Here is a 19,260-nt window from a genome sequence, read left to right as displayed (position 1 = left end):
GTCGGCCCCCTCCGTCATGCCCCTTTGCGGTCAGCCGTCCATCGACTCGGCAAGACTGCGCGGCCGCATGTCGGTCCAGTGGGCGTCGACGTGGTCCAGGCAGGCCTGCCTGGAGGCGGGCCCGTGGACGGACCGCCAGCCGGCCGGCACGTCCACGAAGTCCGGCCACAGGCTGTGCTGGTTCTCGTCGTTGACCAGCACCAGGTAGACACCCTCGGGGTCCTCGAACGGATTGCTCATCTCATTCCTCTCCTTGCTTCCTCTTCGCGCACACGAGGAGGCCCTCCAGTGCCCGGAACCACGTGGCGGCGAGATCCTCCACGGTCTCGCGCGCCAGCAGTCCCTCCAGGTAGGACCAGTGGGCGGCCAGCACCGGCCCGTCCGCCCGGTCCTCGGTCACCACGTCGACGCTCAGGGCGTGCCCCTCGCGCATCGACGCCTCCGGGCCGATGTCGGCCGCGTCCTCCTCGGGCGCGTACGACCAGTCGGTCTCCTCGGGTATCCCGAACCGGCCCAGGTAGTTGAACTCCACGCGGGCCTGTTCGCGGCTCGCCAGAACCTCGCGGGTACGCGGGTTGAGGTGCCGCAGCAGGCCGTAGCCGACGCCGTTCGCGGGCAGCGACGCGAGATGGGCGCGCACCCCGCGGACGGCCTCCTCGGCCGCCGGGCCGCCCGCGAACGCCTCGGCGGGGTCGAGCGGCCCGGCGTCCAGGCGGACCGGGAAGACGCTGGTGAACCAGCCGGTCGTGCGGGAGAGGTCGACGTCGTCACCGGCGAACTCCTCCTGGCGGCCGTGCCCTTCGAGGTCGACCAGGATCGCGGTGTCCGTGCCTCCGGTGCGCCGCCGCAGGTCCGCGAAGGCCAGCGCGAGGGCCGCCAGGAGGACGTCGTTGACGGCCGCGCCGAACGCCGCGGGCACGGCGGACAGCAACGGGCCGGTGCGGTCGGCGGGCAGCCGCAGCACGACCTCACGGCGGGTCGCCGCCGTGTCGCGCCGCGGGTCGCGGTCCCGCAGGAGCGGGAACGGTTCGCCGCCGCCGTCCAGGACGTCCGTCCACACCGGCAGCTCGGCCTCCCGCTCCGGTGTCCGGGCCAGCGCGCCGAGCAGCCGTGACCAGCGGGCGAACGAGGTCTGCACGGGGGCGAGACGGGCCGGCCGGCCGGCCCGCACGTGCTGCCACGCCGTCGCGAGGTCGGGCAGCAGCACCCGCCATGACACGCCGTCGACGACGAGATGGTGGGCCATCAGCAGCAGCCGGCCCGGCGCGTCGCCCGCGTCGAACCACACCGCCCGGACCATCCGGCCCGCGTCCGGGTCGAGCAGGGCGCGGGCCGCCCGCGTGTGCTCGCGCACGACCTCGCCCAGCGCCGTGGCGTCCAGGCCCCGGACGTCGACGCGGTCGAGCCACGCGGCGGCGTCGACCGTCCCGGCCGGCGGCACGTGCAGCGACCAGTCCTCGGTGTCCGCACGGCTGGGGCGGACGAGGGCGGCGCGCAGCAGGTCGTGGCGGTCGGCGAGCGCCTGGAGCACCTCGGTCAGGCCCGCCCGGCGCAGATCCGCCGGAGTGCGCACGAGCGCCGCCTGGTGGTACGAGGCGAACGGGCCGCCCAGTTCGCGCAGCCAGTGCATCACCGGGGTGAGCGGGACCGTGCCGGTGCCGTCGTCCGCCGGTCGGGCGGCGCCGGCGTCGGCCGTCTCGGCGACCGTGCCGAGCGCGGCGACCGTCCGGTGGCGGAACACCTGCCGCGGGGTGATGCGCACTCCGGCCGCCCGGGCCCGGCCCACGAGCTGCATGGCGACGATGCTGTCGCCGCCGACGGCGAAGAAGTCGTCGTCCGCGCCGACCCGTTCGAGCCCGAGCAGCTCGCCGAAGACCGCGCAGAGCAGTTCCTCCACGGGGGTGGCGGGCCCCCGGCCGCGGGACGAGACGGAGAAGTCGGGCGCGGGCAGCGCGGCCCGGTCCAGCTTGCCGTTGGCCAGCTGCGGCAGCCGTTCCAGGACGACGACGGCCGCCGGCACCATGTGGTCGGGGAGCAGACCGGCGACATGGGCGCGCAACAGCGCGGGGTCGGCCGCAGCGCCCGCGACCGGGACGACATACGCCACGAGCCGCTTGCGCGATCCGTCCTGATGGACCGTCACCACCCCTTGTCCGACGGCCTGATGACCGGTAAGCGCGGCTTCGATCTCGGCGGGTTCGATGCGGAAGCCACGGATCTTGACCTGGTCGTCGGCGCGGCCCAGGTAGTCGAGCCGTCCGTCGGCGGTCCAGCGGGCCAGGTCGCCGGTGCGGTAGAGGCGTGTGCCGGGCGGCCCGAAGGGGTCGGCCACGAACCGCTCCGCGGTCGGGGCGGGGCCGCCCAGGTAGCCGCGGGCGAGGCCGCCGCCCGCGAGGTACAGCTCACCGGGCACGCCGGGCGGGACCGGCTGCAGACGGGCGTCTAGGACGTACGCCCGGGTCCCCGTCACCGGCCGTCCCACGAGCGGCCGTTCGCTGTCACGGACGCGGGCCACGAGGGCGTCCACGGTCGACTCGGTCGGTCCGTACAGGTTGAACGCCTCGGTGCCGCACAGGGCGGCGAGGCGCTGCCAGAGGGCGGCCGGAACGGCCTCGCCGCCCACGCCGACCACGGCGAGAGGACACCTCTCACCGCCGTCGCCGTCACGTTCGCCGTCGTCCCCGCCCCCGCTCAGCAGGCCGCTGTCGGCCATCTGCGCGAGGAACGACGGAGTGACCTCCAGGAAGTCGAGACCGTGCCGTACCACGGCCCGGGTGACCAGCTCGGGGTCGCGCCGCACCTCCTCGGAGAGCACGTGCACACAGTGCCCGTCCAGCAGCCACAGCTGGGGCTGCCAGGAGGCGTCGAAGAAGAACGACCATGCGTGCCCGACGCGCAGATGCCTGCGTCCCGACGCCTCGACCGCCGGGGCGTGGAGCGTCTCGCGGTGGCTGCGGAAGAGGTTGCCGAGGGTCTCGTGCGTGACGACGACGCCCTTGGGCCGGCCGGTGGATCCCGAGGTGTAGATGACGTACGCGGGGTGGCCGGGCGTCAGCGGGGCGAGACGGTCGGCGTCGGTGAGGGCGGCCGGGTCCTCGGCCGCGATCGCCTCCTCGGTCGCCGGGTCGTCCAGCAGCAGGGGGGCCGCGCCGGGCGGCAGGGCGGCGGCGAGGTCGCGGGTGGTCAGGACGAGGACCGGTGCGGCGTCGGCGAGGACGGCGGCGGTGCGTTCGACGGGCGCGTCCGGGTCGAGCGGCAGATAGCCGGCGCCCGCCTTGTGCACCGCGAGGACGGCGGTGAGGAAGTGGGCGGTGCGCGGCAGGGCGAGCGCCACGAACCGCTCGGGTGCGGCCCCCCGCCCCACCAGGAGCCGGGCCATACGGTTGGCGGCCGCGTCGAGCTCGGCGAACGTCAGCTCGACACCGTCGGACGCGGCCGCCGGCCGGTCGCCGTGCCGGCGCGCCTGCTCCTCGAACAGGGCGGGCACGGTGGTCGGTCCACCGGCGAGAGGCCTGCTGTGCCAGCCGCCGACGAGGCGGGCCCGTTCGTCCGCGTCGAGCACGTCGATGCGGACGAGCGTCACGTCCGGGTCGGCGGTCACGGCGTGCAGGACACGGCGCAGCCGGTCGGCGACGGACCGCGCGGTGGCGGGGTCGAACAGGTCGGCGCTGTATTCCAGGACGCCGTCCGTCCCGCTGCCGTCGCCGCGTTCCACGAAGTCGAAGGACAGGTCGAACTTCGCGGTGGTCTGCGCGACGTCGTCGCGGCGGGTGTCGAGACCGGGCAGGCCGGGGTCGTCCCCGCCGTCCGCCAGGTGGACGACCATCACCTGGAACAGCGGGTGCCGGGCGAGCGAGCGGGCCGGGTTGAGCACATCCACCAGGCGCTCGAACGGCACCTCCTGGTGGTCGAAGGCGGCCAGGTCGCACTCCCGGACGCGCGCCAGCAGTTCGCGGAACGTGGGGTCGCCGGAGGTGTCGGTGCGCAGCACCAGCGTGTTGAGGAAGAAACCGACCAGGTCGTCCAGAGCGGCGTCGGTGCGGCCGGAGATGGGGCTGCCGATCGGGATGTCCTCCCCCGCGCCGAGCCGGGTGAGGAGGGCTGCCACGGCGGCCTGGAGCACCATGAACACGCTGACGCCGTTCTCGCGCGCTAGGCGGTGCAGCGCCGCGGTGAGCGGTGCGTCGAGCGAGAGGTCTGCGCGGCCGCCCCGGTGGCTGGACTCCACCGGGCGGGCCCGGTCTACGGGCAGCGCCAGCTCCTCGGGCAGTCCCGTCAACCGCTGTCGCCAGTAAGTGATCTGACGTGCCGCCAGACTCTCGGGGTCCTTCTCGTCGCCGAGGACCGCCCGCTGCCAGAGCGTGTAGTCGGCGTACTGGACCGGCAGCGGCTCCCACTCGGGAGCGAGCCCGCCGGTGCGTGCGCGGTAGGCGAGCGCGAGGTCCCGGTTCAGCGGCCCTTCCGACCACTCGTCCCCGGCGATGTGGTGCAGGAGCAGCAGCAGCGTCCAGTCCTGCTCCCCGGTGCGGAACAGGTGGACGCGCAGCGGGAGTTCGTGGTCCAGGCGGAAGCCGTACGCCGCGGCCTCCGCCAGCAGCGCGGGCAGCCGGTCGTCGTCGGTGTCGGTCACCTCGAAGGGGACGACGACCTCGTCGGGGGGCAGCACCAGCTGCCGGGCCCGTCCCTCGTCGTCGGGGAAGACCGTGCGCAGGCTCTCGTGCCGGACGACGACGTCGTGCACGGCCGCCCGCAGCGCCTCGACGTCCAGGGCTCCGCTCAGGCGACGGGCGGAGGGGATGTTGTAGGTGGCGCTCGGGCCCTCCACCTGATGGAGGACCCACAGACGCTGCTGCGAGGACGACAGCGGCAGCCGCCCGGGGCGTGCCCCGACGGTGAGCGGCGGGCGGGCCACGACACCCGCGGGGTCGCCCGCCGCCAGCCGGGCCGCGAGCCGGGCCGCCGTCGGCGCGTCGAACACCGTGCGCAGCGACACCACGGTCCCGAGCGCCTGCCGGATCCCGGCCACCAGGCGCATGGCGAGCAGCGAATGGCCGCCCAGGGTGAAGAAGTCGTCGTCGACGCCCACGGTGTCCACGCCGAGGGCGGCCGCGAACAGCCCGCACAGGATCTCCTCGCGGGTGTCCCGGCCCCGGCCGCCCGCGCCGCCGCCCGCGGTGAGGTCGGGCGCGGGCAGCGCCCGCCTGTCGAGCTTGCCGTTCGGCGTGAGGGGCAGCGCCGCCAGGGCGACGAAGGCGGCGGGGACCATGTGTTCGGGCAGTGCGGCGGCGACGTGCCGGGACAGCGCGTCGCCGTCCGCGACCTCGCCGGCCGCCGGGACGACGTACGCCACGAGCCGCCCGTCGTGCGGGACGACGACGACGTGGCCGACGGAGTCGTGGGCCGCGACGACCGCCTCGATCTCGCCGGGTTCGACGCGCACCCCGCGGATCTTCACCTGGTGGTCGGTGCGGCCGAGGAACTCGAGCGTGCCGTCGGGCAGCCGGCGGGCGAGGTCGCCGGTGCGGTACATGCGGGCGCCGGGCGGGCCGTACGGATCGGCGACGAAACGCTCCGCGGTGAGCCCGGGGCGGTCGAGGTAGCCGCGGGCGAGCTGGACGCCCGCCAGGTACAGCTCGCCGGCGACGCCCGGGGGCGCCGTGCGCAGTGCCGCGTCCAGTACGTGGGCCCGGGTGTTCCACACCGGGCGTCCGATGGTCACGCGCCCGGCGCCCGGCGGTACTTCGGCGGCGGTGACGTCGACCGCCGCCTCGGTCGGTCCGTACAGGTTGTGCAGTTCGGCCGTCAGCACCTCGTGGAAACGCTCGGCGAGCGCCGCGGGCAGCGCCTCGCCGCTGCACAGCACCCGGCGCAGACCGGTGCAGTCCGCCGCGGCCGGCTCCTCGAGGAACATCTGCAGCATGGACGGCACGAAGTGCACCGTCGTCACGCACTGCTCGCGGATCACCTCGGCGAGATAGGCGGGCTCCCGGTGGCCCTCCGGCCGGGCGACGACGAGCGCGGCTCCGGTGATCAGCGGCCAGAAGAACTCCCACACCGACACGTCGAACCCGGCCGGCGTCTTCTGCAGCACCCGGTCGTCGGCCGTCAGACCGTACGCGTCCTGCATCCACAGCAGCCGGTTGACGATGGCCGCGTGCGGGACCGCCACACCCTTGGGGCGGCCCGTCGAACCGGACGTGTAGATCACGTACGCCGGGCTCAAGGGCTCGTGGGAGGCGGGCAGTTCACCGGCGGGGCCCTCGGGCAGCGCGTCCTCGACGACGCACACGGGGCGGGCCTGCGCCAGCATGAGGGCCCGCCGGTGGGCCGGCTGGTCGGGGTCCAGCGGCAGGTAGGCGCCGCCCGCGCGGTGCACGGCCAGCAGGGCGACGACGAGGTCCACCGAACGCGGCAGGGCCACCGCCACCGTGCGCTCCGGGCCCACGCCCATGCCCGCCAGCACCCGTGCCGTCCGCTCGACCCGCGCGTCCAGCTCCGCGTACGTCAGGCTCCGCGCCCCGAGGACCAGCGCGACGGCGTCCGGGGTGCGCGCGACCTGCGCGCGGAACAGCTCCGGCAGGGTCGTGGCGGGCACGTCGTGCGCGGTGGCGTTCCACCGGGTGCGCGCCGCCTCCCGCTCGTCGTCCGTCAGCACCTCCACCTCACGTACGAGGCGGTCCGGTTCGTGCGCGACCTGTTCCAGCAGCCGCACCAGCCGGCCGGCGAGCCGCTCGGCCGTCGGGTCGTCGCACCGGTCGAGGGCGTACTCGAGGAGCAGGAGCAGCCGGCCGGAGCCCGCCTCGTCGACGAAGGTGAAGTGGAGGTCGAACTTGGCCGTGCCGGTGTCCATGTCGTACCACTCGGTCGGCATCCCGAGCACGTCCGGGTCGCCGCCGGGCCGGTGGTGGTAGCCGAGCATGACCTGGAACAGCGGATTGCGGCCCGCCGCCCGGGGCGGGTTCAGCGCCTCGACGACGTGGTCGAAGGGCAGGTCCTGGTGGGCGAAGGCCTCCAGGGACGACTCCCGTACACGGGACAGGAGCCCGCGGAAGGTCAGGTCGGTGCCCGACAGGTCGGTGCGCAGGACGAGGGTGTTGACGAAGAACCCGACCAGGTCGTCCAGCGCGTCGTCGGTACGGCCCGCGACGGGCGCGCCGAGCGGGATGTCCTCGCCTGCGCCCAGGCGGTGCAGGAGGGCCGCGGTGGCGGCCTGGAACAGCATGAACATGCTGGTCCCGGTGGCGCCGGAGAGCGCGCGCAGCGCCTGCGCGGTGCCGGCCTCCAGCTCCACGGCGACCTTGCCGCCGCGCCCGGTGGGCTGCTCCGGCCGGATCCGGTCGAGCGGCAGGGTCAGTTCCTCGGGGAGGTCGCGCAGGGCCCGCGTCCAGTAGCCTCGCTGGTCGTCGCCGACCTGGCCGAGCAGGGTGTCCTGCCAGAGGGTGTAGTCGGCGTACTGGACCGGCAGCGGCCGCCACGCCGGGGCGCGGCCCGCCCGACGGGCCTCGTAGGCGGTGGTGAGGTCGGTGAGGAAGGGGCGGTCGGACCACTCGTCGGTGGTGATGTGATGCAGGACGAGGGCCACCACGTGATCGTCGGCGGCCAGCCGCAACACCTCGGCGCGGACGGGCAGTTCGCCGCTCAGGTCGAAGGGGCGGCGCTGGGCCCGCGCGATCCGCGCGGCCGCCGGCCCGTCTTCGTCCTCTCCGGCGTCGACGACCGAGAACCGCGGCCGCGCCTCGTCCGCCGGCACGATCTGCTGGTACGGCACGCCGTCCACCTCGACGAACCGGGTGCGCAACGATTCGTGACGGTGTGTCACGTCGGTGAGGGCGGCGCGCAGGGCGGCCGGGTCCAGCGTGCCCCGGACCCGGAACACCAGCGGGAAGTTGTACGCGGCTCCGCCCCCGGTCATCCGCTCCACCAGCCACAGCCGCCGCTGGGCCGCCGACAGGGGGATCAGCGCCGGACGTGCGGGGTGGGCGGCCAGGGCCGGGCGTGCGGGGCGCCGGGCGGCGCCCGCCCGCGGGGCCAGCTTCTCCGGGGTCGGCGCCTCGAACAGGTCGCGGACGGCCAGCTCCGCGCCGAGCTCGGTGCGGGCGCGGCTGATCAGCCGGGTCGCCAGCAGCGAATGACCGCCGAGGTCGAAGAAGTCGTCCTCCGCTCCGGTCCGGGGCAGTCCCAGGACCTCGGCGAAGAGCCGGCACAGCACCTCCTCGACGGGGGTGCGCGGGCCGCGTCCCGCCGACAGGGCGACGGCGGGCTCCGCGTCCGGCAGGGCGCGCACGTCGAGCTTGCCGTTGTCGTTCATCGGCAGCGCGGGCAGCACCACGAACGCGGCGGGCACCATGTAGCCCGGCAGCCGTCGCCCGAGGTCGTCGCGCAGCCGCCGCACGAGGGCGCCGTGGCCGCGTCCCGCGGCCGGGGTGTTGGCGAACGGGGCGTCGCCGCGGCCGGCGCGCGGCCGGTACAGGCCGGTGGTGCGCCCGGTCCACGTGCCGGGCACGAACACGGCGTCGTAGCGGCCGGGTTCGTCGGACCAGGTGGTCAGCAGCCGGTAGCCGTGCGCCTCGGCGGTCTCCCGCAGGTCCTCGGGTTCCACGCCCGTCGCGGCGACCGCCGTGAGGCGGCCGGAGTCCAGGGCGCGCAGACCGGCGAGGTCGCCGGCGGTGCGGGCGTCCGGGACGCCGCGCACCCGCAGCGGCGCCGTGCCGTCGAGGCGGGCGGGCAGCGCCTCGACGCCGGTCCAGTCGACGGCCGGGACGCCTTCCAGGGCCCGGTCTGCCTCTCCCCCGTGGAGCACCACGTCGTAGCGGTAGCGGGTCAGTTCGTTGTGGTGCCGGCCGGCCTTGGTGCGCAGCTCGACGCCGACGCCGAGGGTGGTGAACCAGTCCGGGTCGACGAGGAGTTCCTTCTCCAGCGCCAGGCCCCGGTCCACGGCCCGGCGCAGCGCGTCCGGGTCGGTGTCCGCGCCGGCCCGGGCGGCCTGGATCCCGGCCTGGAACACGCGGGCCTGGCGCAGGTCCCGGACGTCGCCGAGGAAGAGGGCGCCGCCGGGTGCGAGCAGGGCCAGCGCGCCGCGGATCACCTGGTGCAGATGGTCCAGGCTCGGGAAGTACTGGACGACGGAGTTGACGACGATCGTGTCGAAGTAGCCGGTGGGCAGCCCGTCGGTCACCTCGGCGGCCTGGCAGCGCAGCTCCACCTTGGCGGCCAGCGCGGGGTCGCTCGCGAGGCCCTCGCCGAGCTTGCGGATGACGGGCGCCGCGAAGTCGGTCGCCCAGTAGGCCTCGGCCTCCGGGGCGAGCCGGGAGAGCAGCAGACCGGAACCGACGCCGATCTCCAGGACGCGCCGTGGCCGCAGTTCGCGGATGCGGGCCACGGTGGCCTCACGCCACTCGCGCATGTGCTCCACGGGGATCGGGGCGCCGTCGTAGGAGCTGTCCCAGCCCGCGAAGTCCTCGGTGAACAGGGCCGTGCCGATCTCGGCGTACTCGGCGGAGTAGATCTCCCGCCACTCGCCGATCTGCTCCTGTTCGGCCGACTCGCGTGCCCCGGCGTCGGGTTCGGCGGGGACGACGTAGCCGACGAGGCGCTTGGTCCCGGGGGCGGCGGTGTCGTCGCGGGCGATCACGGCGGCGCGGGACACCTCGGGGTGCTGAGCGAGTGCGGTCTCGATCTCGCCGAGTTCCACCCGGTGGCCGCGGATCTTCACCTGGTCGTCGGTGCGGCCGAGGAAGTCCAGGTTGCCGTCGGGGCCGCGCCGGACCAGGTCGCCGGTGCGGTACATGCGTTCGCCGGGCAGCCCGTAGGGGTCGGCGACGAACCGCTCGGCGGTCAGGCCGGGCCGGTCGAGGTAGCCGCGGGCGAGACCCACTCCGGCGATGTACAGCTCGCCCGCCACACCGTGCGGGACGGGCCGCAGCCAGGTGTCGAGGATGCGGGCGCGGGTGGCGCGGATGGGCTTGCCGACGGTCGGGGCGGCGCTGTCGCGGGTGCCGCCGCCGAGGGTGTTGATCGTGTACTCGGTGGGCCCGTACAGGTTGTAGCCGTAGGTGCCCTCGGTGTCCCGCAGGGTGTTCCACACGGTCTCGGTGACGGCCTCGCCGCCGAGCAGTACCAGCGGCGGCCGGTGTCCCTCCAACAGGCCTTCCTCGAGCAGGAGATGGGCGTACGTCGGTGTCACGTTGACGACGTCCACCCGGTGTTCCTCGCAGTACGCGACGAGTGCGGTGGCGTCGCGCCGCAACTCCTCGTCGCAGATGTGCACCTCGTGTCCCTCGACGAGCCAGAGCAGCTCCTCCCAGGACATGTCGAAGGCGAAGGACACGGTGTGCGCGATGCGCAGTCGGCGGCCGCCGGCGGCGGCGACGGCCGGGGCGAAGATCTCCTTCTGGTGGTTGAGCTGCATGTTGGTCAGGCCCGCGTAGGGCGTGACGACGCCCTTGGGGCGGCCGGTGGAGCCGGAGGTGTAGATGACGTACGCGGGGTGGTCCAGACGGAAGGACCTCCCGACCGGGGCGTCGGACAGGGCGGCCAGTTCGGCGGCGGTGTCCGGGTCGTCGAGGAGCAGCCGTGGGGTGTCGCCCGTCAGTCCGGCCGCGACCGCGCGGCGGGACAGCAGGAGCAGCGGGCGGGCGTCGTCGAGCATCGAGGTGAGCCGCTCGGCGGGGTGGTCCAGTTCCAGCGGCAGGTAGGCGGCACCGGTGCGCAGCACGGCGAACAGGGCCACGACCGTGTCGAGGGAGCGCGGCAGGCCGAGCGCGACGACCTGCTCGGGTCCGGCGCCGCGGGCGATCAGCAGCCGTGCCATGCGGTTGCAGCGGGCGTCGAGTTCGGCGTAGGTGAGGGTGGCGGAGCCGAAGACGAGGGCCGTGTCGCCGGGGGTGCGGGCGGCCTGCGCGGCGAGCATGTCGGCGACGGTCTCGTGCGGCACGGGTCGCCGGCTGTCGGCGTCCTCCCGGGCCAGCCGGGCCGCTTCGACCGGCAGGGCGGCGTCGAGTGTTCCGACGAGGGCCGCCGGGTCGGCGACCAGCCGGGCGGTCAGCAGCACGAACCGGTCCAGCAGGGCGCGTGCGCGGTCGCCGTCCAGGAGGTCGGGCCGGTAGGCGAGGGTCACCCGGACGCGCTCGCCGGGGGTGACGACCAGGTTGGCCGGGTAGTGGGTGGCGTCCACGTTGGCGACCGCGGTGGCGCCGTGCCGCTCGCGCAGCGCGGCGAGCCGCTCGTCGGTGTCGGCATTGCGCAGTACGAACAGCGTGTCGAACAGACGGCGGTGACCGGTCTCGGCCTGGAGGACGCCGAGGCCGAGGTGCTCGTACGGCAGCAGCGCGAGCCGTTCGCCCTGGATCCGGCGCAGCAGGTCGAGAACCGGTTCGCGCGGGTCGAAGGCGATGCGGGCGGGCACGGTGTTGAGGAACATGCCGATGACGTTCTCGACGTCCCGCACCTCGCTGGGCCGGCCGGCCACGGTGGTGCCGAAGGCGACGTCGGTGCGGCCCGTCACGGTGGCCAGGGTCAGCCCCCAGGCGGCGTTGAGCACCGTGTTGAGGGTGAGGCCGTGGCGGCGGGCCGTGTCGCGCAGCCGTTCGCCGGTCTCCGCGGCGAGGGCGGTGTCGAGCTGGACCGGGATCACGGGTTCGAGGCCGCGGTCGGAGACGGCGGGCGCCAGCAGCGTGGGCTCCTCGAAACCGGTCAGCGCGGTGCGCCAGGCACGGGTGGCCTCCGCGTCCTGCTGACGCTCCAGCCAGGACAGGTAGTCGCGGTAGGAGCCGGGCCGGACCAGGCCCGCCGGGTCTCCCCCGCTCTCGTACAGGGCGAACAACTGGTCCAGGAACAGCCAGGCCGACCAGCCGTCCCACAGGATCAGATGGCGGCCGATCACCAGCCGGTCGCCGCGCTCGGCGCCGAGCCGCACGAGCAGCATGCGAAACAGCAGCGGACGGGTCAGGTCGAAGCGCCGGGAGCGCTCCTCGTCCATCAACTCCCGCATCCGAGCGTCCTGTTCGGCAGCGGTCAGGGCGGAGAGGTCGACCTCGGTCAGCGGGATCTCCGCGTCGCGCACGATGAACTGCACCGGCTGGCGCAGTCCTTCGCTGGTGAAGCCGGCGCGCAGGCTGGGGTTGCGGGCGAGCAGCGTGCGGGTGGCCGCCGACAGCCGGTCCGTGTCGACGGGTCGGGCGAGGTCGAAGGACTCGTGGACGGTGTAGACGTCCAGCACGCCGTCGTCGTAGGTGGAGTGGAAGAACAGGCCTTCCTGGAGCGGGGCGAGCGGCCAGACGTCCTCGACGCGGCCGGGGGCGAGCCGCTCGACGTGGGCGCGCTCCTCCTCGGTCAGGGTGAAGACGGGGGCCGCCGCGGCGCACTCGGTGGGCTCGCCGACCGTCGCGGCAGCCGCCAGCGCGGCCGGGCTGCGGTGCTCGAACACCTCGCGCGGGCCGATCGCCAGACCCGCGCGGCGGGCGCGGCTGGCGACGGCGATGGAGGTGATGCTGTCGCCGCCGAGCAGGAAGAAGTCGTCGTCCACCGAGACGTCGGGGATCTTCAGGACGGCGGCGAAGATCTCCGTGAGCAGCTGCTCGCCGGGGTCGCGCGGGGCGCGGGCGACGGCCCTGACCGCGTGCGGGGCCGGCAGGGCGGCCCGGTCCAGCTTGCCGCTCGGGGTGAGCGGCAGGGTCTCGAGGACCACCCAGGCGCCCGGCACGAGGGCCGGGGGCAGCGAGCCGCCGAGCGCGTCGCGCAGGGCGGTGACGTCGGTGTCGCGGGCCGCCGCGACCGGTACGACGTAGGCGACGAGCGCGTTGTCCCGTACCGTCACGGCGGACTGCGCCACCTCGGGCAGGGCGGTCAACGCGGCCTCGATCTCGCCGGGTTCGATGCGGTTGCCGCGCAGTTTGACCTGCCGGTCGGTGCGGCCGAGGTACTCGACGACACCGTCGGCGCGGCGGCGGACCAGGTCGCCGGTGCGGTACATGCGGCTGCCGGGCGGGCCGTAGGGGTCGGCCGTGAAGCGTTCGGCGGTGAGCGCCGGGCGGGCGTGGTAGCCGCGGGCCAGCTGGACGCCGGTCAGGTACAGCTCACCGGGCACGTCGTCGGGAACGGGGCGCAGGCCGGTGTCGAGGACGCGCAGGCCGGTGTTCCACACCGGGCGCCCGATGGGCACGACGGGACCGTCGTCGGCTCCGTCGCACCGGTGGTGGGTGACGTCGACGGCGGCCTCGGTCGGGCCGTACAGGTTGTGCAGCGGGACGCCGGTCAGGGCGTCCCAGCGGGCTGCGGCCGCGGTCGGCAGGGCCTCGCCGCTGCTGAACACGCGGCGCAGCGGGGCGGCCCAGGCGGGGTCGGCGGTGACCTCGTCCGACCGCAGGAAGGCTTCCAGCATGGACGGCACGAAGTGCATCGTGCTCACACGCTCGTCACGTACGAGGGCGGCGAGGTAGGCCGGGTCGCGATGGCCGTCGGGGCGGGCGAGCACCACGGCGGCTCCTTCGAGGAGCGGCCAGAAGAACTCCCAGACGGATACGTCGAAGCTGGACGGGGTCTTCTGCAGCACCCGGTCGTCGGCGGTCAGTTGGTAGGCGCCCTGCATCCAGGCGAGCCGGTTGACGGCGGCCCGGTGGGTGACGACGACGCCCTTGGGGAGGCCGGTGGAGCCGGAGGTGTAGATGAGGTAGGCGGGGTCGTCGGGACGCGCGCCGGAGCGGGTCGGCGGCGGTGCGTCGCCGATCGGCGGGCCGCTCGGCGGGCCGTCCGGCGGCCGGACGGCCTGTCGGTCGGCCTGTCGGTCGTCCAGGAGCAGCAGGCCGCCGCGGCTCGCCGCGGGCAGCCGGTCGGCCACGGCGGACCGTGTGATCACCGTCGTCGCGCCGGAGTCGGCGAGCATGTGGGCCACGCGGTCGGCGGGATAGTCCAGGTCGAGCGGGAGATAGGCGGCGCCCGCCTTCAGCACGCCGAGCAGGGCCGCCACGAGCTCCGTGGAGCGGGGCACGGCGACCGCCACGAACGTGCCGGGGCGCGCTCCGCGTGCGCGCAGCCGGCGGGCCACGTCCGCCGCGCGGGCGTCGAGGGCCGCGTAGGTGAGCCGTTCGGCGCCGAGGACGACGGCCGTCGCGTCGGGGGTGCGGCGGGCCTGTGCCGCGAACGCGTCGGCGAGCGTCGTGGGCGGGACGTCGCGGTCCTCGCCCCTCGGGTGCGCGCGCAGGGCCTCGTCGCGGGTGAGGAGGTCGAGGGAGGCGACAGGCCGGGAGGGGTCCTCGGCGATCGCCTCCAGGACCCGGACGAGGCGGCCGCCGAGGGTGCGCACGCGGTCGGCGTCGAGGCGGTCCGCGTGGTGCTTCAGCCGCAGGTCGAGGCGTCGGCCGCCGGGCTTGACGACGAGCGCGAGCGGGTAGTGGACGGCGTCGTTGAAGGCGTCGGCGGTGATCCGCACGGTCCCGGAGGCGTCCTGCGGGCCGGACTCCGCCGGGTAGTTCTCGAACACCACGAGGGTGTCGAACAGTTCACCCTCGCCCGCTTGGCCGGCCAGGCGCTGGATCTCCGCCAGGCCGAGGTGCTGGTGGTCCAGGAGGCGGGCCTGCTCCTCCTGGAGGCGGACGAGGAGAGCGCCGAAGGTGTCGCGGGGGCGTCGGCGCAGCCGGGTGGGCAGGGTGTTGATGAAGAGGCCCACCATCGAGGCGATGCCGTCCACCTCGCCGTCGCGGCCGGAGACGGTCGTGCCGAACACCACGTCGTCACGGCCGGTGAGCCCGGCGAGCAGCAGGCCCCAGGCGGCCTGGACGACGGTGCCGAGGGTGACGCCGTGTCCGCGGGCCCGTTCGGTCAGGAGCGCGGTGGTGCGCTCGGGCAGCTCCAGGCGGACGTGCGCGGGCCGGACCGGTCCTCGCGCGCCGGGGGCGGTGACGAGGCGGGTCGGCTCGTCCAGGTCGGCGAGGGCGGTGCGCCAGGTGTCGCGGGCGGCCTCACGGTCCTGCCCGGCGAGCCGGCGCAGGAAGGCGCGGTAGGGCGTGACGTCGTCGAGCGCGGGCGTGTCGTCGCCGTAGAACGCCATGAGTTCGCGGTGCAGGACCGGCAGCGACCAGCCGTCGGCCACGATGTGGTGGAACGTCAGCACCAGGCGGCTGCGCCGGCCGTCCAGCCGCAGCAGGGCGCAGCGCAGCAGCGGGGGTGCGGCCAGGTCGAAGCCGGCCGCGCGTTCGTCCTCGGCCACCGCCTTGCCGAGCGTCTCGCGCAGGGCGGCGTCCTGGTGGGACAGGTCGATCTCCCGCCAGGGCAGGGCGACGTCCCGGGCGACGATCTGCACGGGCGAGCCGTCGGGGCGCTGGCGGAACGCGGCGCGCAGGGGCGCGTGCCGGTCCAGCAGGTGCTGGGCGGCGCGGCGCAGGGTGGGGCCGTCGACCGGTCCGCCGAGCTCGAGGACCTGCTGGACGACATAGGTGTCGCCGTCGGTGCCGCCGGTCAGGGCGTGGAAGAAGAAGCCCTGCTGGAGCGGGGTGAGGGGCAGCAGCTCCTCGACGCTCAACGGCCGGGCGCCCTGGATCTCGGCTAGTTCGTCCGCGTCCACCTCGAGCAGGGGTGTCCCGGGGTGGCGGGTGTCGTCGGTGCGCGGGGCGGCGGCCCGGGCGAGGGCCTCGGCGGTGCGGTGCCGGAACACCTCCCTGGTGGTGAGGCTCAGGCCTGCCTCACGGGCCCGGACCAGCAGCCGGATGGCGGTGATGCTGTCACCGCCGAGCGCGAGGAAGTCGTCCTCGGCCGTCACCGACGCAAGGCCCAGCACCTCGGCGAACAGGGTGCACAGGAGCCTCTCGCGCGGCGTCCGCGGGGGCCGTCCGGAGCTCATCGCGGCGTAGTCCGGGGCGGGCAGGGCGCGGGCGTCGATCTTGCCGCTCGGGGTGACGGGCAGCGCGTGCAGGGGCACGAACGCCGAGGGGACCATGTGGTCGGGCAGCCACTCGGCGGCGTGCCCGCGCAGGGTCCTCATGAGGGCCGTGACGTCACGGAAGGGCGCGGGACGGTTGGCGTGCGGGAAGCCGTGCGCGCCGCGGTACAGGCCGGTGAGCGGGCCGTCGCCGCGGACGAGGACGGCGTCGAACGCTCCGTCGTCGGCGGCGCCGCTCCAGGTGGTCGCGGCTCGGTAGCCGTGCTCGACGGCCAGGGCGTGCACCGTCTCGGGGTCGACGCCGGCGGCGGACTCGCCGCTGCTGCCGTCGAGCGCGCGCAGTGCGGCGAGGTCGTCGGCGAGCCGGGAGTTGGGCACGCCGGTGATGCGCAGCCGGGCCGGCCGTCCGGCCAGCAGGCCGGTCAGCGCGGTGAGGTCGCCGCCCGCCGCCGCCCACGGGATCTCCAGCTCGTCCGGGGCGGCGGCGGGGACGCCGGGGCGCAGGACCACGTCGTAGCGGTACCGGCTGAGTTCGTTGTGGTGGACGGCGCGCTTGATGCGGATGTCGGCGTCGAAGCCGTCGAGGGAGGTGAAGAAGTCCGGGTCCAGGAGGAGTTCGTTCTCCCAGCGCACCGACCGTTCGACGGCCTCGCGCAGCGCGCTCTTGTCCTCGGCCTCGTCGACGCCCGCCGCGCGGCGGGTCTCCACGGCCGCCCGCAGGGTGCGCAGCAGTCGCAGGTTGCGGACGTCGCCGACGAGGATGCGCCCGCCGGGCGCGAGGAGGGCCGCGGCCCGGCGCAGCACGTCGGCGAGGTAGTCGGCGTCCGGGAAGTACTGGGCGACGGAGTTGAGGACGACGGTGTCGAAGAAGGCGGTGGGCAGGCCGTCGGTGTCATGGGCGGGCCGCACGCTCAGTTCGACCCTGGCGGCCTGCTCCGGGGACGTCTCCAGCTGGGCGCGCAGGGCGGCGACGGCCTCGCCGGAGAGGTCGGTGCCCCAGTAGGTCTCGCAGTCGGGTGCCACCGCGGAGAGGATCAGGCCGCTGCCGACGCCGATCTCCAGCACCCGGCGCACGTCGCCGAGTCCGCGGATGCGCTCGACGGTGGCCGCGCGCCACTCGCGCATCTCGGCCACGGGCAGCGGCCGTCCGTCGTACATGCTGTGCCAGCCCGCGAAGTTCTCGCGGATGCCGTCGGCACCGGCGCGCGCGCCCTCGGACCCTGCGGCGCGGTAGAGGAGTTCGTGCAGTTCCCGCCACTCCTCGACCCGGTCGTCCGGGTCGTCGCCGCGCGGGGCGTCCAGGGCGGGGACGACGTAGGCGGCCAGCCGGCGGTCGCCGGGGCGGTCCTCGCGGGCGACGACCGTGACCTGGTCGACGGCCGGATGGGAGCGCAGCACCGACTCGATCTCGCCCGGCTCGATCCGGAAGCCGCGAATCTTGATCTGGGCATCGGCCCGGCCGAGGAACTCCAGTCGTCCGTCCGGGCGCCGCCGGACGAGGTCGCCGGTGCGGTAGAGGCGTTCACCGGGGGCGCCGAAGGGGTCGGCGACGAACCGCTCGGCGGTCAGCGCGGGGCGGCCGAGGTAGCCGCGGGCGAGTCCCTCGCCGCCGAGGTACAGCTCACCCGTCACGCCCGGCGGGACGGGCCGCAGGCGGGCGTCCAGGACGTAGGCGCGCGTACCCGGGTCGGGAACGCCGATCGGCACGACGGAGCCGGCCGCGATGTCCGGGTCGCACAGGCCCAGCGTCGAGTTGGTGGTCGCCTCGGTGGGGCCGTAGGCGTTGAACATCATCCGGCCCCGGGCGTAGCGGCCCACGAGCTCCGGGGAGACGCGCTCGGTGCCGGCCAGCAGGGTCGCGGCGGGCGGCAGTTCGGCGTCCTCGGGCATCGCGGCGAGCAGGGCGGGCGGCAGGATCATGAAGGTGATGCCGTGGCGGTGCGCGTAGTCGGCGAGCGGAGCGCCCGGCGTCCGCAGTTCGGCCGGGACGACCACGAGGCGGCCGCCGGAGAGCAGGCCGAGGCACAGGTCCCAGAAGGCCACGTCGAAGCTGGGCGAGGCGAACTGCAGGACGCGGCTGTGCGCGCCGACGCCGAGGCGTTCGCGTTGGGTGGCGACCAGCTTGGCGACACCGCTGTGCGCCAGCACGACGCCCTTGGGGCGGCCCGTCGACCCGGACGTGTAGATCACGTAGGCCGCGCCCGTCACGGCGAGAGGAGCGCCCCGGTCGGCGTCGGTCGGGTCGTGGTCCGGAAGTCCGGACAATTCCGCTGCGGTGTCGGGGGCGTCGAGCGCCAGGGTCCGCATGCCGGGGCGCCCGGGCAGGTCGGGTGCGGTCTCCCGGTCGGTCACCAGGCAGACCGGCGCGGCGTCGTCGAGCATGTAGGCGATGCGGTCGGCCGGGTAGTCGTGGTCGACGGGCAGGTAGGCCGCTCCGGCCTTCAGGACGGCCACCTCGGCGACGATCAGTTCGGCGGAGCGGGGCAGCGCCAGCGCGACGATGCGCTCGGGTCCCGCGCCCCGGGCGATCAGCGCGTGGGCGAGCCGGTTGGCCCGTGCGTCGAGTTCGGCGTACGTCAGCCGCTGGTCCTCGAAGACCAGGGCGACGGCGTCCGGGCGGGCCCGCACCTGTTCGGCGAACAGGTCGGGCCAGGTGCGGGCGGGGACGGTGTGGCCGGTGGCGTTCCAGTCGACGACGACCTGCCGGTACTCGTCGGCGTCCATGAGCGCGAGGTGGGCGACGGGTGTGCCGGGCCGTTCCAGTGCGTCGGTGAGCAGCGTCCGGTAGTGGCCGAGGACGCGCCGCACGGTTGCGGCGTCGAAGAGGCAGGGGTCGTAGACGGCCCGCACCTCGCCGTCGTCCGCTTCCAGCAACAGGTCGACGGGACCGGGCAGTTCGCCTGCGGGCCGACCTGCGGTGCCGAAGGCCACGTTGACGAGGAGTCCGCCACCGCGGGTGGGGCGCGGGTCCTGTTCGCCGACGAGCAGGGAGACGGGCAGCCGGTGGACGACCGCGTCCTCGTAGGCCTCCCGGACCCGGCGCGTGAGTTCGCGGAAGTCGGGTTCGTGGGCGAGGGACACCCGCACCGGGAGCCCGTCGTGTCCCACGGTCAGGTCCACGGCCGAGCTGTAACGGTGCAGCAGGGCCAGGAAAGCGGCGAGGAGTTCGGTGTCCGGCGCGTCGGGGAGGCCGGTCAGTGCGGTGCTCTCCCGGGCGGTGGCCGGTGGTGAGGGGTGGGGACGGTCGACGGGCAGTGGGGTCTCCGACGGTGGCGGAGTGAGCGTTCGGCGCCAAAAGGCCAGGACTTCTTCGGACCCGCACACGGCAGCGTGCCTCCCCAGGCTTCGTCCCGGCCCTGAGCCGGGGGATCGGCGCCATAGTAAGGTAA

Annotated in this window: 2 protein-coding genes; both read right to left on the bottom strand. The window is 74.9% G+C overall.

Annotated elements, in window-relative coordinates; translation table 11 throughout:
* Positions 1–30: 30 nt before the first annotated feature.
* Positions 31–240: an MbtH family protein gene (locus C6376_RS42405; RefSeq protein WP_107448498.1), complete on the bottom strand. Its 210-nt coding sequence runs from the start codon at positions 238–240 to the stop codon at positions 31–33.
* A gap of 1 nt (position 241) precedes the next feature.
* On the bottom strand, positions 242–19,195 hold the full coding sequence (locus C6376_RS42400) for a non-ribosomal peptide synthetase (RefSeq protein ID WP_107448497.1): 18,954 nt from the start codon (positions 19,193–19,195) through the stop codon (positions 242–244).
* Positions 19,196–19,260 lie beyond the last annotated feature (65 nt).

The sequence above is a fragment of the Streptomyces sp. P3 genome (assembly GCF_003032475.1).
Lineage (GTDB): Bacteria > Actinomycetota > Actinomycetes > Streptomycetales > Streptomycetaceae > Streptomyces.
This window is presented reverse-complemented; position numbering and strand designations above follow the sequence as displayed.